Here is a 14,492-nt window from a genome sequence, read left to right on the forward strand (position 1 = left end):
CCCCCGCGCCCCCTCCCGGCAGTTCGGCCAAACCCCCACGCTAAGTGGCGCCGCGGCCCCCCCCCACCCCCCCTCTCTCGCCTCTCCACCTCTCCCCCGATCGACGGGGGAGAGGAAAGGCGCGACCTTATTCCAGCTGGCGCCCTTCCTCTCCCTCCGGAGGGGGAGAGGTGGCGCCGCGAAGCGGCGACGGAGTGGGGGAAGGCGCTCATGAAACGCGCACTCGCCGAAAAACAGGCACGACCCAGCAAGCACGAAGCTCTTGGCGGGGATCGCCAGCATCCGGCCATGACCACCCGGCACTAGCCAGGCAAAGCTGCGTCCCATCAGACGGTGTCGCCAGCGCGCCGTCCTTGAAGTGGCTCAGCTGCCATTGCGCCTCGCGGGTGACGAAGATCGGAACGGCGTCGTATTTTGCCGGATCCAGCGCGGCCATGACATTGGTCGCCGAAAGCAGCGAAACCTCATGCTCGGCGGAGCGCCCGCCGAACAGCACGCCGATACGAAGTCTTTTCGCTGCCATAGACAAACTCCACCAAGGATCAGGGTTGGAGCGCGCATGCGAAACACAAGGCGCTCCCTGAAACTGGTGGAGCAATAAGCGAACGATTGGAGTGGGATTTTGACCGGTTGAAGCAGTTTTTCAGCACAAAGTGTTGAAACGATTTTCCGTCTGGAACCGCGCCAAGACCAAGAGATGGAGCGGTTCGTCATTTTCGTGAAACGACGGACCGCCCAAGGGCACGTCTTTATATCCTCAGCGTAGCGCCGCGGCGATGTTGCCGCCGTCGACCGTGGTCACATCGGCGGTGGTGCGCTCGGCCAGCGCGTGATGCAGGAAGGCCTGCGCCACGTCTTCTGCCGTCACCTCCTGTCCGAGCAGATTGCCCGACATGTATTCCTTCTCCGACACGCCGCGCGCGCCGGAACGGCTGGCGATCATCGCGTCGGTCAACAGGCCGGAGCGGATGCGGTCGGCGTTGACCGCATTGGAGCGAATGCCGTGCGCGCCGTAGTCGAGCGCATATTGCCGGGACAGGAACAGCGTCGCCGCCTTCGGCACACCATAGGCGCCGAATTTCGGACCCGGGTTGACCGCCTGCTTGGATGTGTTGAACAACAACACACCGCCGGTGCCCTGTTCCAGCATGATGCGCACCGCGTTCTGCGCCGCCGACTGGTGGGCGAAGAAGTTGAGCTCGAAACTCTTGCGCAGCAGCGCGTCGTCGAGCTCGCCGATGCGGCCTTCCCAGGCGGCACCGGCGTTGGAGACCAGAATGTCGACGCCGCCATAGACAGCGACAGCTTTGTCAAAGGCGGCGCGCATCTCGGCCGGGTTGGTGATGTCGGCGCCGACGCCGATGGAATTGTTGCCGGCTGCCTTTGCCGCCTCGGCCGCCCTGGCCGCATCGAGATCGACGACGACGGCGTGCGCGCCATTGGCGGCGAACAGTTTTGCCGTCGCTGCACCGATCGCGCCGGCGCCGCCGGTGATCAGCACCACCTGGCCGGTCAGCGGCTTCGGCTTGTTGGAGGCGAGCTTGGCCTGCTCAAGCGACCAGTACTCCAGCGGGAAGAGATCGGCCTTCGATAGAGGATGGAAACTGCCGACGGCCTCGGCGCCGCGCACCGCCTCGATCCACATCTCGCCGACATCAGATGCGATCTTCGCATCCTTCAGCGTGCGGCCATGGCCGAACATGCCGAGGCCCGGCACCAGCGTCAGCCGCGGCATCGGGTCGAGCATGGTGCGCTGGACGTCGTCCAGCGCATCGTTGGTTTCGAAATAGGCGCGATAGTCGTTGGCGAAGGCGTCGACATGGCTCTTGATGACGGCCTTGTAGTCGCCGGCCTTGTCGGCGTCTGGCGCCGGAACCGCCATCGGTCCGGTCTTGATGCGGATCGACAGATCGGGCGTCGACACGCCGCGTCCGGCATAGTCTGCAATGCCGGCTGAGTTGACGAAATCGACGATGGCGTCCGAAGTGCGGAAATCGCTGATCATGCGGTCGAAGCGGCCTTCGCCACGCGCCACCGCCACCGCGCCACGCAGCATCGGCGCGATCGCTGCCGGCGTTGCGAGCTTGGCCGGCAGTGCGGCTTTCGCTGGCTTCGGCTTGCCGTTCTTCGCCACATAGTCTTCGGCCACGTTCACATAATGGATCATGCGGTCATAGGCCTGCTTCGCATCGTCGCCGAAGGTGAAGATGCCATGCTTGTCGAGGATCAGGCCTTCGACGCTGGGGTCGGCGTCGTAGACATCGGCGGCCACCTTGGCGAGGTCGAAGCCGGGCTTGATATAGGGCACGTACCCCATCTTGTCGCCGAACACGGTCTTGATCAGCGCCTTGCTGTCCGCCTGGTCGACGATGGCGAGGATCGCGGTCGAATGCGTGTGGTCGACGAATTTATGCGGCAGGAAGGCGTGCAGCAGCGTCTCGACCGATGGATTGGGGGAGGCGGGGTCGATGAGGTTCGCCCGCTGCAGCGCCACCATGTCCTCGTCGGCGAGGCTGGCCAGCGCACGCGCCTTCAGCAGCGCGCCGAGCTTGACCGCCGGCAGGCCTTGCGGCTCGATCACGCCCATGTCCCAGCCGCTGCCCTTGACGCACAGCACGTCCCATTCGTCGCCGACGAGGTCTGTGGCCTTGGTCTTGCAGGAAGTGTTGCCGCCGCCATGCAGCACCAGCCGCGGCTCGCCGCCGAGCAGCCGGGTGGTGTAGACGCGCAACGCGAGGTCGCGGGCCACGCCCTTTTTCGCATAGTCGGCCACCAGTCTTTCCGCGTCGTCGTCATTCCAAAGGTTCTTCATGTCGCTATGTCCGCTTTGCTGTCTTTGATGTTGCTGTGAACAGGAGTACCGCGACGCCTTGATGACAATGCGCCGGCTGCTGGGATTTCGTTGGTCAGGAAGCCTTTTTTGCCCCCGCACTGGCTCCGGCATGGTCGAGCAGCCGCCGCGCCATGCTGGCGCCGACGACGAGATGCGTGCAGAGCCCGCCGGCGAGCGCGGCGAGCAGCGGTTCGAACTTGCTGTCTTCCTGCACCACCATCAGCCGCTTTTCGATCTGGCGCAGTGACGACAGCGAGGCCGAGATGACGCGGCGGTTGTAGCTGCAGTCGAGCGCCTTGCCGGCGGCATCGATGATCTGGCCGGCAACGACGCCGGCGGCGCCCGCTTCGCGCAACAGCCCCATCTCGCCGGGGCTGAGCGCGCCGCATTTGACGACATGGCTGTCGGCGTCGACGGTGCCGACCGAATAGAGCGCCAGATCGCAGTTGGCAATATCGGCCAGTTGTTCGCGGATCACCGGTTCGGCGCGCAGCCCATGCGCCAGCAATTCCGTTGTCAGCACCAGCGGCGCGTAGAAATTGAGGCCCTTGGCGTTGAGCCGCCGGGCGATCTCCATCGTGCACTGGTCGGGACGGTAGGAGTAGGGCGCGCCGAGATTGCCGCAGAGCTGCACAACGGTGACGTCCTGCAGGTCGGCATAGGACATGACGTCGGCGATAGTGTAGACGGTGCGGCCCCAGGCGACGCCGATCCGGTCGCCCTTCTTGACCAGTTCGAGAAAGACGCCCGCCGCCAGCACCGCAACGTCCGTCGAAGGGTCGACGACATAGGCATTCTCCGGCGCGATCCACACCGCATCAAGCTTGAGCGCGTCCTCGAGCTGGCGCGCAAGCACGTCGTCGGTGAACAGCTGCGTCGAGGTCGAGATGTTGACGATGCCGGTCTCGCGCGCCTTGCGCAAATACATGGCGACCGAGGCGCGGGAGATGTTAAGCTGGCTGGCGACCTGGTCCTGGCGCAGGCCATGGGCATAATAGAGCCATGCGGCCTTGTGGATAAGCTGTTCTGCCGGTCGGATCGCCATGCCGTCTCCTCGGCTGACATTATTCACGGCTCTCGACAAAAGTCAAACTGGCGTGGGTACACGATACCTCTTTGCCCATCGAATCTGGACGATCATTGCGCCAAATGTGCCCGGTCGGGAATCGCCGATGGTGACGTGGCGGGAAGCTGTGGTTAGAAGTTCTCAACAATGAAAATTCGGGGAGCACGGGATGGGCAGTCCCTACGAGCAGGATCTCGGCAAGAACGCCGCCAACCATCAGCCGCTGACGCCGCTCACCTATCTGGAGCGGGCGGCAAGCACCTATCCCGATCATGTCGCCATCATCCATGGCAGCCAGCGCATCACCTATCGCACCTTCTGGCAGCGCTCGCTGAAGCTCGCCTCGGCTCTGTCGAAGCGCGGCATCGGCAAGGGTGATACGGTGACCGTCATGCTGTCCAACACGCCCCCCATGCTGGAGGCGCATTTCGGCGTGCCGATGGCCAAAGCGGTGCTGCATTCGCTCAACACAAGGCTCGATGCCGCCGTCATCGCGTTCCAGCTCGACCATGCCGAGACCAAGGTGCTCATCGTCGACCGCGAATTCGCTGCTGTCGTCAAACAGGCACTGGCACTGGCCAAGGTGAAGCCGCTGGTCATCGACTATGACGATCCCGACTATGCCGCCGATGCACCCTATCCCAAGGGCGAGCGCATCGGCGCGATCGACTATGAGGCGTTCGTCGCCGGCGGTGACCAGGGCTACGCCTGGTCGATGCCCGACGACGAATGGGACGCCATCTCGCTCAACTACACCTCCGGCACGACAGGCAATCCGAAGGGCGTCGTCTACCACCATCGCGGCGCTGCCCTGATGGCTTACACCAACACCATCCATGCCGGCATGGCCAAGCACGCCGTCTATCTGTGGACGCTGCCGATGTTCCACTGCAATGGTTGGTGCTTCCCATGGACAATGGCCGTCCAGGCCGGCACCCATGTCTGCCTGCGCTGGGTGCGGCCGAAGCCGATCTACGATGCCATCGCCGACCACGGCGTCACACATCTTTGCGGTGCGCCGGTCGTCATGTCGGTGCTCATCAACGCCAGCGATGAGGACAAGCGCCACTTCCCGCAGACCGTTACCTTCAACACCGCTGCCGCGCCGCCGCCGGAAGCCGTGCTGTCAGGCATGGCCGATGCCGGCTTTGCCGTCACCCATCTCTACGGCCTGACCGAGACCTATGGCCCGGCGGTCGTCAACGAATGGCACACCGCCTGGGACGGTCTCGACAAGGGCGAACGCAGCGCCAGAAAGGCCAGGCAGGGCGTGCGCTATGCCGCACTCGAAGGCCTGACGGTGATGGACGCGGAGACGATGCAGAAGACGCCGGCCGACGGCGAGACCATCGGCGAGGTCATGTTCCGCGGCAACATCGTCATGAAGGGCTATCTGAAGAACAGGAAGGCGACCGACGAGGCTTTCGCCGGCGGCTGGTTCCACTCCGGCGACCTCGGCGTCATGCATCCCGACGGCTACATCCAGCTCAAGGACCGCTCCAAGGACATCATCATCTCCGGCGGCGAGAACATTTCATCGATCGAGGTCGAGGAAGCCCTCTACAAACACCCGTCCGTGGCGTCCTGCGGCGTCGTCGCCAAGGCAGACGACAAATGGGGCGAGGTGCCGGTCGCCTATGTCGAGCTGAAGCCCGGCAAGGTGGCAAGCGAGGCCGAGATCATCGAACACTGCCGCGCGCTGCTCGCCCGCTTCAAGGTGCCGAAGGCGGTGATTTTTGCCGAGATCCCGAAGACATCGACGGGGAAGATCCAGAAGTTTCAGCTGCGGGAAATGGCGAAGGGATCTTAGTTCCAGAGCGCAACGGCACGCGCAAGGTCGAGTTCGCGCACACCCTCTGTCACCAAATTATACGCGTACGTCGAATTCGCATTGACACTTCCCTCTTTTCGATTTACGACTGACGAAAGTTGAAATTCGTCACTCATAAATCGACAGAGAGCCATGTCCGAAGCCGCCAGCATAATGGCCGACTCCACCCGCCAGGAGAATGTCACCCGCATTCTCGACTGTGCCGAACGCCTGTTCCGGCACTATGGTTACGGCAAGACCAATGTCGCCGACATCGCCCGCGAACTCGGCATGTCGCCGGCCAATATCTACCGTTTCTTCGCCTCCAAGGTCGAAATCCACCAGGCCGTCTGCGGCCGCATGCTCCTCGCCAGCTACAACATGGCCTACGAGATTTCCCGGTTGCCGATCAGCGCCGAGGAGCGGCTGCGCCGCTACGTACATGCGCAGTACAAGATGACGCTGGAAGTCATGCTCGACGACCAGAAGGTCCACGAAATGGTCATCGTCGCGCTCGAGCGCGACTGGGGCGTCATCGACAAGCATATCGACAGCATTCACGACCTGTTTGCCGAGGTCATCCGCGAGGGCATCGAGGCCGGCGAGTTTGCCGACCAGGATCCGGTCATCGCATCGCGCTGCTTCGGCGCCGCCACCGTCATTCTGTGCCACCCGCAAATGGTGGCGCAGTGCCTTGCCAAGACCAATCGGGCGATGCCCGACGATCTCATCGATTACGCGATCAAGGCTCTGAAGTAATAGCCGCCGCCCGCCGGGCGCCGGTGTCGACCGTTCATCTCCAGTCGGGAGTACGAAAGTGTCTTTGTCCAGTTCCATCATCCGCAAGCTGCCGGTCGCCGGCCTGATCGTCGCCACGCTCGGGCTCGCCGCCTGCAGCCAGGAGAAGACCGAGGTCCAGGACATCATCCGTCCGGTCAAGGTGGTCGAGATCGGCCAGGCCGAAAAGAGTCGCGAACTCACCTATTCCGGCTCGGTGCGAGCCCGTACCGAAATGAACCTCGGCTTTCGCATCTCGGGCAAGGTCACTGAGCGTCTGGTCGACATCGGCCAGCATGTGACGACAGGCGATGTGCTAGCCCGTATCGATCCCACGGACTATGAGTTGTCGGTCAAGAGCGCCAAGGCCAGCCTCGACGCCGCCGAGCGGCAGGTCGAGACGGTCGATCTGTCCCGCAAGCGCGCCGAACAGCTTTTTGCCAAGAACTTCACCTCCAAGTCGCAGCTCGAACAGGCGACGCTGAGCTACAACCAGGCGGTAGCGACGCGCGATGCCGCCCGCTCTACCCTTGCCCAGGCGCAGAACCAGGTCGTCTACACCGATCTCAAGGCGAGCGAGAACGGCATCGTCACGGCGGTCTCGGCCGATGTCGGCCAGGTGGTCGGCGCCGGAACGCCTGTGATGACCGTTGCCGTCGACGGCGAAAAGGAAGTGCTGATCGCGGTTCCCGAAATGGACATCGCCGCCTTCAAGCCGGGAAAGGACGTCAAGGCCAGCTTCTGGTCCGATGACGCGCTGGCGCTCTCCGGCAAAGTGCGTGAAGTCGCCGGCAGCGCCGACCAGCAGTCGCGCACCTTTGCCGTCCGCGTCTCGCTGCCCGACGACCCGCGCGTGCTGCTCGGCATGACCGCCAACATCGAGGCCTCGGTGGCCAAGAAGCAGGAGATGGTGTCGATCCCGCTCAGCGCGCTTGCGGAAAAGGATGGTCGCAAGATTGTCTGGACCGTCGACCGCGCCGGCGAGACGGTGCACGAGCGCCTGGTCAAGGTTGCGGAGTTCACCGCCGACGGCGTCAGCGTCGCCGACGGGCTCAAGCCGGGGGATGTCGTCGTTGCCGCCGGCACCCAGTTCATGACCGAGAATCTCAAAGTCAAGCTGGCCGGCGATGCGGTCCAGGCCGCCTCTGCGGAAGGCGATGCCGCAAAGGCCCTGCGCTGACCGCAGGCATGAAGCCGGCTTGATCGTCGCTTCGGCGAAAGGGCTGGGCAAGCGAATTCAGGGTTTCCGGGCGGCGAGCGCCCGATGGTCGAGACGCCAAGATCGAGTTCCCCCGCATCGATCCGCGCGTCCCACCGCGATGAGTGTCTCTCCGCTCGGAAAGCCTCGCCGCCCGGAAGCCAGCATCGGAATATCCTAGCTGCATGCAAAGCGCATGCGCGCACGATCAACGAATTGGACTGACGCCGATGACCACCACCGACAGCACTGAAAAGCAGCCTTTCAATCTTTCGCGCTGGGCCATCGGCCATCCCTCGATCGCGCGCTTCCTGTTCGGTCTGATCATCATTGCCGGCGCGCTCGGCCTGATGCGCATGGGCCAGAAGGAAGACCCCGATTTCACTTTCCGCGTCATGGTCGTCCAGGCGATCTGGCCGGGCTCCTCGATCCAGGAGATGGAAGACCAGGTCGTCAACAAGATCGAGCGCAAGCTGCAGGAAACGCCGCACCTCGACTTCGTCCGTTCCTACACCCGCGCCGGCAGCGCCATCATCACCGTCCAGATCAAGGGCGACACCAATGCAGAGGAGGTGAAGGACGCCTTCTACCAGGTGCGCAAGAAGGTTGGCGACATCTCCGGCGACCTGCCGCAAGGCCTGCTCGGGCCCTATTTCAACGACGAGTTCGGCGACACCTTCATCACCCTGCACTCGATCGGCGGCGACGGCTACAGCTATCCGGAGCTGAAGAAATTCGCCACCCAGGCTCGCGACATGCTGCTGACGACGCCGGGCGTCGAGAAGGCCGTCATCATCGGCGACCAGCCGGAGAAGCTTTATATCGACGTCTCGTCCAAGGCCCTGGCCGAACGCGGCCTGACGCTGACCGACCTGCAGAACGCCATCAAGGGCCAGAACAATGTCGATCCGGCGGGCTCCGTCGACACCGGCCTGCGCTCGGTGCGCATCTCGGTCGAGGGCGATGTCACCAGGGCTGCCGACATCAGGGAATTGCGCCTGCGCGCCGGTGGTCAGGTGACACGTCTTGGCGATATTGCCACCGTGAGTTCCGGTCTCGAAGATCCCTATCAGCGCAAGTACCGCTTCAACGGCCACGAAAGCGTCCAGGTCGGCGTCGTCATGGCCAAGGGTTTTAACGTCAGGGACGTCGGCACGGATGTCGAGGCGACCTACAAGCGCTTTGAGGAAGCGCTGCCCTACGGCGTTGCGGTCGACCAGATTTCCAACCAGCCCGAGGTTGTCAAGGACGCCGTCAACGAGTTCATGGAGGCGCTCGGCGAGGCGCTGCTGATCGTGCTTGCTGTCTCGCTGCTGTCGATCGGCTGGCGTTCCGGCCTGGTCATCGCCATTGCCATTCCGCTGGTGCTGGCCGCCACCTTCGCCATCATGTACGAGCTCGGCATCGATCTGCAGCGCATTTCGCTCGGCGCCCTGATCATCGCGCTCGGGCTGTTGGTCGACGACGCCATGATCGTCGTCGAGATGATGGAGCGCAAGCTGGAAGAGGGGCTGGTCAAGATCGATGCGGCGAGCTTCGCCTATTCCTCGACCGCCTTCCCGATGCTGAGCGGCACGCTGATCACCATCGCCGGCTTCATCCCGGTCGGCTTCGCCGCCTCGACCGCAGGCGAATATGTGCGCACGCTGTTCTATGTCGTCGGCATCGCGCTCGTCGTGTCGTGGTTCGTCGCCGTCTATTTCACGCCGTGGCTGGGCTACATGATCCTCAAGCAGCGCAAGCATGCCGGCAACCATCATGACGCCTTCGACACCGGCTTCTACCGGCGGCTGCGCGCCACGGTCGGCTGGGCGGTGCGCCACCGCATCATCGTTCTGGTGATGACGCTGGTCACCTTCGCCACCAGCCTGTGGGCGTTCCAGTTCATCCCACAAAACTTCTTCCCGCAATCCTCGCGGCCGGAAATCCTCGTCGATCTCTGGTTGCCTGAGGGAACCTCGATCAAGGAAGTCGAGACGCAGGCCAAGGCGCTGGAAGCCCGGATGATGGACGACAAGGACAAGCGCTTCATCGCCACCTATATCGGCGAAGGCGCGCCGCGCTTCTTCCTGCCGCTCGACCAGCAATTGCGCAATCCGAACTATGCGCAGCTTCTGGTGATGGCCAATGACGAGCCGGCACGCGAGCGGCTGATCCTCAAGCTGCGCTCAATCCTGGCGCAGGATTTCCCCTCGATCCGTTCCAAGGTCGACCGTCTGTTCCTCGGCCCGCCGACCGGCTGGCCGGTGCAGATGCGCATCATGGGTCCGGACCGCCAGGAGGTGCGCCGCATCGCCGACCAGGTGAAGGCGAAATTCGCCGAAAATCCGCTGCTCGGCGCCGTCCATGACGACTGGCTGGAGCCGGTACCGGCGATGAAGCTGATCATCGACCAGGACCGCGCCCGTGCTCTTGGCGTCACCTCGCAACGCATCCGCCAGATGCTGCAGGCAGCGATGTCCGGCGCGCCGCTCGATGACTTCCGTGATGGCGAGGAGACGGTTTCCATCGTCGCCCGCGAACCGGACGCCAGCCGCAGCCTGCTGTCCTCGGTCGACTCGGTCTATATCCCGACCGATTTCGGCGGCTTCGTGCCGCTGTCGCAGGTGGCCAAGGTGGTGCCGGTGCTCGAGCAGGGCGTCGAATGGCGGCGCGACCGCCTGCCGACCATCTCGGTGCGCGCCACGCTGCCGGATGGCGTGCAGTCGAACGACGTCGTCACCAAGCTCTACAATGACATGCAGGGCATGCGCGCCGGCCTGGCGCCCGGCTACAAGATCGAGATCCAGGGCGGTGCGGAAGATTCCGCCGAAAGCCAGGCCTCGATTGCCGCCAAGGCGCCGATCATGCTGGCCGTCATCGTCGTGCTCCTGATGATCCAGCTGCAGCATTTCGGCAAGGCGATGCTCGTGCTCGCCACCGGTCCGCTCGGCATCATCGGTGCGGCGGCGGCTCTGTTGATCAGCGGCGCGCCGTTCGGCTTCGTCGCCATCCTCGGTGTCATCGCGCTGCTCGGCATCATCATGCGCAACTCGATTATCCTGGTCGACCAGATCGATCAGGACATCGCCAGGGGGATGGACCGATCGGAGGCCATCATCGGCTCGGCCGTGCGCCGTTTCCGGCCAATCGTGCTGACGGCGATGACGGCGGTGCTGGCGCTGATCCCAATCTCGCGTGCGGTGTTCTGGGGACCGCTCGCCTACGCCATGATGGGCGGCATCCTCGTCGCCACCGTACTCACCATCCTGGTGCTGCCGGCAGGCTACGCGCTGTTCTTCGGCCGCGAGCCGAAGAAAGGCAGGAAGCCGGCTGATGAGGCGGTGCAGGACAATGACAGGCCGCCACTGGCGCTGGCCGCCGAGTAGGCGCTGCTGGGGCACAGGATCTTCCTTGGAAAATGCTGGAACGCCGTACGCTTGACGTGCGGCGTTCTGGCTTTCTCCTTGCCGGTGGCACCGAGCACCCAGGCAAGTATCTCAACACCAGGCGGGTTCATCAAAATAGGTTGAACGGCCACCTGTATGAAAATGCTTCGCGGCGCCGGTTTTGCAAAACAGAATTCCTTTCCAGGACGGCAAAGCCGTCCGATCCTGCTTACATATCGGAGCGGCAACGCTCATTCGCATCAGGTGATCATCCCATGGTAGACAATAAGCAATTGCGGCTCGGCGCCTTCATGCGTCCGGTCAGTCTTCACACCGGGGCCTGGCGCTATCCCGGCTCATATCCCGATGCCAACTTCAACTTCGCCCATCTGAAGCGCTTCGCGCAGACGCTTGAGGCGGCGAAGTTCGACGCCTTCTTCATGGCCGACCATCTGGCCGTTCTCAACATGCCGATCGAGGCGCTACGGCGCAGCCACACGGTGACCTCGTTCGAGCCGTTCACGCTGCTGTCGGCGCTCGCCGCCGTCACTGATCATATCGGCCTTGTCGCCACCGCATCGACGACCTTCGACGCGCCCTATCACATTGCCCGTCGCTTCGCCTCGCTCGACCATATCAGCGGCGGCCGCGCCGGCTGGAACATCGTCACCACATCCAATCCCGACGCCGCGCTGAACTTCGGCCTCGACGAGCATGTCGAGCACGACGAGCGCTATCACAATGCGCGGGAATTCTACGATGTGGTGACCGGCCTCTGGGACAGCTTTGCCGACGACGCCTTCATCCGCGACGCCGAGAGCGGGCTCTATTTCGATCCCGCGAAGCTGCATGTGCTCGACCATAAGGGTGAGCATCTCTCGGTGCGCGGCCCGCTCAACATTGCGCGGCCGGTGCAGGGCTGGCCGGTCATCGTCCAGGCCGGCGCGTCTGAGGCCGGGCGGCAGCTGGCAGCCGAAACGGCGGAGGTGATCTTCGCCGCCCATTCCGATCTGGCGGCCGGGCAGCGCTTCTTTGCCGATGTCAAAAGCCGGGCCGAGAAGCTCGGCCGTTCGCGCGACGACATCAAGATCCTGCCCGGCGCCTTCGTCATCGTCGGCGACAGTGTCGAGGAAGCACAGGCCAAACGCGCCAAGCTCGACAGCCTGGTCTATTACGAGAGCGGCATTGCCTCGCTGTCGATCGCGCTAGGGCACGACGCATCCGGCTTCGATCCCGACGCGCCCCTGCCCGAAATCCCCGAGACCAATGCCTCGAAGAGCGGCCGTGAGCGCGTCATCGAGCTGGCGCGCCGAGAGACTTTGACCGTCCGCCAGCTGGCGCAGCGGCTCGGCGGCTATTCCGGCCTTGCTTTCGTCGGCACGCCGAAAACCATCGCCGATTCGATGGAGGAATGGCTGTTTGCCGAAGGGTCAGACGGCTTCAACGTCATGTTCCCCTATCTGCCAGCCGGGCTCGACGACTTCGCCGAGAAGGTGGTGCCCGAGCTGCAGCGGCGAAAGCTCTTCCGGCGCGAGTATGAGGGCACCACCTTGCGCGAGAATCTCGGCCTGAAGCGGCCGCCGAACCGGTTCTTCGAAGGCTCCGAAGGGGCCATTCGCAAGGCCGGCTGACGTCCTGCCATAAAAAGAAACAGGCGCGCCGAAGCGCGCCCATTCTTTTCAAGCCATCACTTTCAGATGACGAAGTACCAGTTGGCGAGCAGCATCACCACCACGCCGGCGACCAGCGTCAGGTAGGGCAGCATGCCTGCCTTTTTGACCGAGAGGTCTGCGCCCGCCATGCCGAGGTCGGCCAGCATGTGGTCGGGGAACTTGCCCTTGTCTTGGACGTAGTGCCGGTAGCAGAACACCGGGATGATCAAGGCGGCTGTGATCAGGCCGGCCCAGAGCGCCATCGGGTTCCACACCTTGGCGCCGGCGCCCATGAAGATGGCGTTTACATAGGCGAAGATGGCGCCGAGGCCGAGCAGCCAGCTCGGCGCCTTCCAAGGCCGGTTGATGTGGCCGTTGTCGATGCGGTGGATCCAGCCGGCATTGAGGTTGAGGAAGTTGAAGATGATGTAGCCGCAGTTCGACACGGCGAGGATGAAGAAGAAGCTCGTCGCGTCGGCCGAGGCGATGGCCAGCACGATCAGGTTGAAGACGAGATCGGTCCACATGGCGCGCGTCGGCGCGCCATGCTCGTTGACGTGGCTGAGATAGCGCGGCAGCCAGCCATCGACCGAGCCCTGGTAGAGCGTGCGCGACGAGCCGGCCATTGCCGTCATGATGCACAGCACCAGCGCCAGGATCATCAGCATCACCAAGAGGCTGTGGATCAATGCGCCACCCCCGACCATGCCGGCCAGTGCATCGGCGACACCCGAGCCGTCGACGATCGGCGTCGCCAGCATGCCGTTGAGGCCCAGCACGCCCTGGAAGGTGAAGGGCACCAGGATGAACAGAAGCATGCAGAGCAGGCCGGAATAGAAAATCGCCTTGAACGTGTCGGTGCCCGGGTTCTTGAACTCCGATGTGTAGCAGACGGCGGTCTCAAAACCATAGGTCGACCATGCGGCGATGAACATGCCGCCCAGCACCAGCGTCCAGCCGGCAATGTTCCACGAGCCGGGCTCCGGCGCGTAAGCCGCCGCCAGCGGCACCAGCGGCGAAAAGTTCGCCCAGTTGATCTGGCCGGTGACGATCGGCACGACACCGACGATCAGCATCGGGATGATGACCAGGAGGCCGATATACTTCTGCACATTGGCGGTGCCGAGAATGCCGCGATGCTGGATCGAGAAGATGATCAGCATCAGCACCGCGCCGATGAAGAAAGTGGCATTGAGGGTGAAGGAGACAGGACCTAGCGTGTGGCTGAACAGCGTCCAGTTGCGGATCGCCGGCGTGGCCGCCGCGGTCACCGCGGCGATGGCGTCGGCAGGCACCGTTCCGGCATGCGCCGCGATATAGGCGACGACGTCCGGCGACGCCTCGGTGAACAGCGGCACCGGCGCCAGCGCGTTGAGAATATAGGCGGCGGCGATCGAGCAGCCCAGCGACAGCACCGGCGACCAGGCGAACCAGTTGCACCACACCGACAGCGGCGCGATGAACTTGGAATAACGCAGCCAGGCGGTGGCGCCGTAGATCGAGGCGCCGCCCGACTTGTTCGGGAACAGGCCGGCGATCTCGGCATAGGTGAAGGATTGCAGGAAGCCCATGATCATGGAAGCGATCCAGATCCCGAAGGCCAGCGTTCCCGTCGTTCCGGCAATGCCGCCGATCGAAAACAGGACAAGGGCAGGAACGCCGCTCGCCACCCAGAAGGCGCCGCGCCAGTCGATGTTGCGGAGCAGCTTGCCTTCAGCGGGCTGCTCCAGGGCAGTGGTAATCGTGCTCATCTGTCTGAATTCCCCATTTTGTGTTCCCGGCCGGTGA

Annotated in this window: 8 protein-coding genes and 1 pseudogene; 5 read left to right on the forward strand and 4 right to left on the reverse strand. The window is 63.7% G+C overall.

From position 1 onward, the window contains the following. Positions 1-264: 264 nt before the first annotated feature. The 3 genes and pseudogenes from NKI15_RS25530 to NKI15_RS25540 form a co-directional block, all read right to left on the reverse strand. Positions 265-523: pseudogene (locus NKI15_RS25530) on the reverse strand (D-alanine--D-alanine ligase A); the annotation flags it as partial. A gap of 234 nt (positions 524-757) precedes the next feature. Then, positions 758-2,812: a bifunctional aldolase/short-chain dehydrogenase gene (locus NKI15_RS25535; protein ID WP_352887330.1), complete on the reverse strand. Its 2,055-nt coding sequence runs from the start codon at positions 2,810-2,812 to the stop codon at positions 758-760. 94 nt (positions 2,813-2,906) lie between these two features. Beyond that, on the reverse strand, positions 2,907-3,878 hold the full coding sequence (locus NKI15_RS25540) for a sugar-binding transcriptional regulator (RefSeq protein WP_023696641.1): 972 nt from the start codon (positions 3,876-3,878) through the stop codon (positions 2,907-2,909). A 190-nt stretch (positions 3,879-4,068) separates the two neighbouring features. On the opposite strand from NKI15_RS25540, the gene NKI15_RS25545 reads away from it, so the two are divergent. The 5 genes from NKI15_RS25545 (at position 4,069) to NKI15_RS25565 (ending at position 12,683) form a co-directional block, all read left to right on the forward strand. Continuing rightward, positions 4,069-5,709 carry an acyl-CoA synthetase gene (locus NKI15_RS25545; RefSeq protein ID WP_023684444.1) on the forward strand — a complete coding sequence of 547 codons (1,641 nt, stop codon included), beginning with the start codon at positions 4,069-4,071 and terminating at the stop codon, positions 5,707-5,709. Positions 5,710-5,862: 153 nt separating this feature from the next. Further along, positions 5,863-6,468 carry a TetR/AcrR family transcriptional regulator gene (locus tag NKI15_RS25550; protein WP_023668564.1) on the forward strand — a complete coding sequence of 202 codons (606 nt, stop codon included), beginning with the start codon at positions 5,863-5,865 and terminating at the stop codon, positions 6,466-6,468. Between the two features lie 58 nt (positions 6,469-6,526). Next, the gene (locus tag NKI15_RS25555; protein ID WP_031243088.1) at positions 6,527-7,666 is read left to right on the forward strand and encodes an efflux RND transporter periplasmic adaptor subunit; all 1,140 of its coding nucleotides are present in this window, start codon (positions 6,527-6,529) and stop codon (positions 7,664-7,666) included. Positions 7,667-7,914: 248 nt separating this feature from the next. Beyond that, complete coding sequence (locus tag NKI15_RS25560; RefSeq protein ID WP_023729265.1) at positions 7,915-11,052, forward strand: efflux RND transporter permease subunit; 3,138 nt, start codon at positions 7,915-7,917, stop codon at positions 11,050-11,052. A 275-nt stretch (positions 11,053-11,327) separates the two neighbouring features. Next, positions 11,328-12,683 carry an LLM class flavin-dependent oxidoreductase gene (locus NKI15_RS25565; protein ID WP_352514459.1) on the forward strand — a complete coding sequence of 452 codons (1,356 nt, stop codon included), beginning with the start codon at positions 11,328-11,330 and terminating at the stop codon, positions 12,681-12,683. 62 nt (positions 12,684-12,745) lie between these two features. Here NKI15_RS25565 and NKI15_RS25570 read toward each other — a convergent pair whose 3' ends face one another. Beyond that, complete coding sequence (locus tag NKI15_RS25570) at positions 12,746-14,455, reverse strand: trimethylamine N-oxide permease (RefSeq protein WP_023684441.1); 1,710 nt, start codon at positions 14,453-14,455, stop codon at positions 12,746-12,748. Positions 14,456-14,492 lie beyond the last annotated feature (37 nt).

It is taken from the genome of Mesorhizobium sp. M0862, assembly GCF_040319795.1.
Lineage (GTDB): Bacteria > Pseudomonadota > Alphaproteobacteria > Rhizobiales > Rhizobiaceae > Mesorhizobium.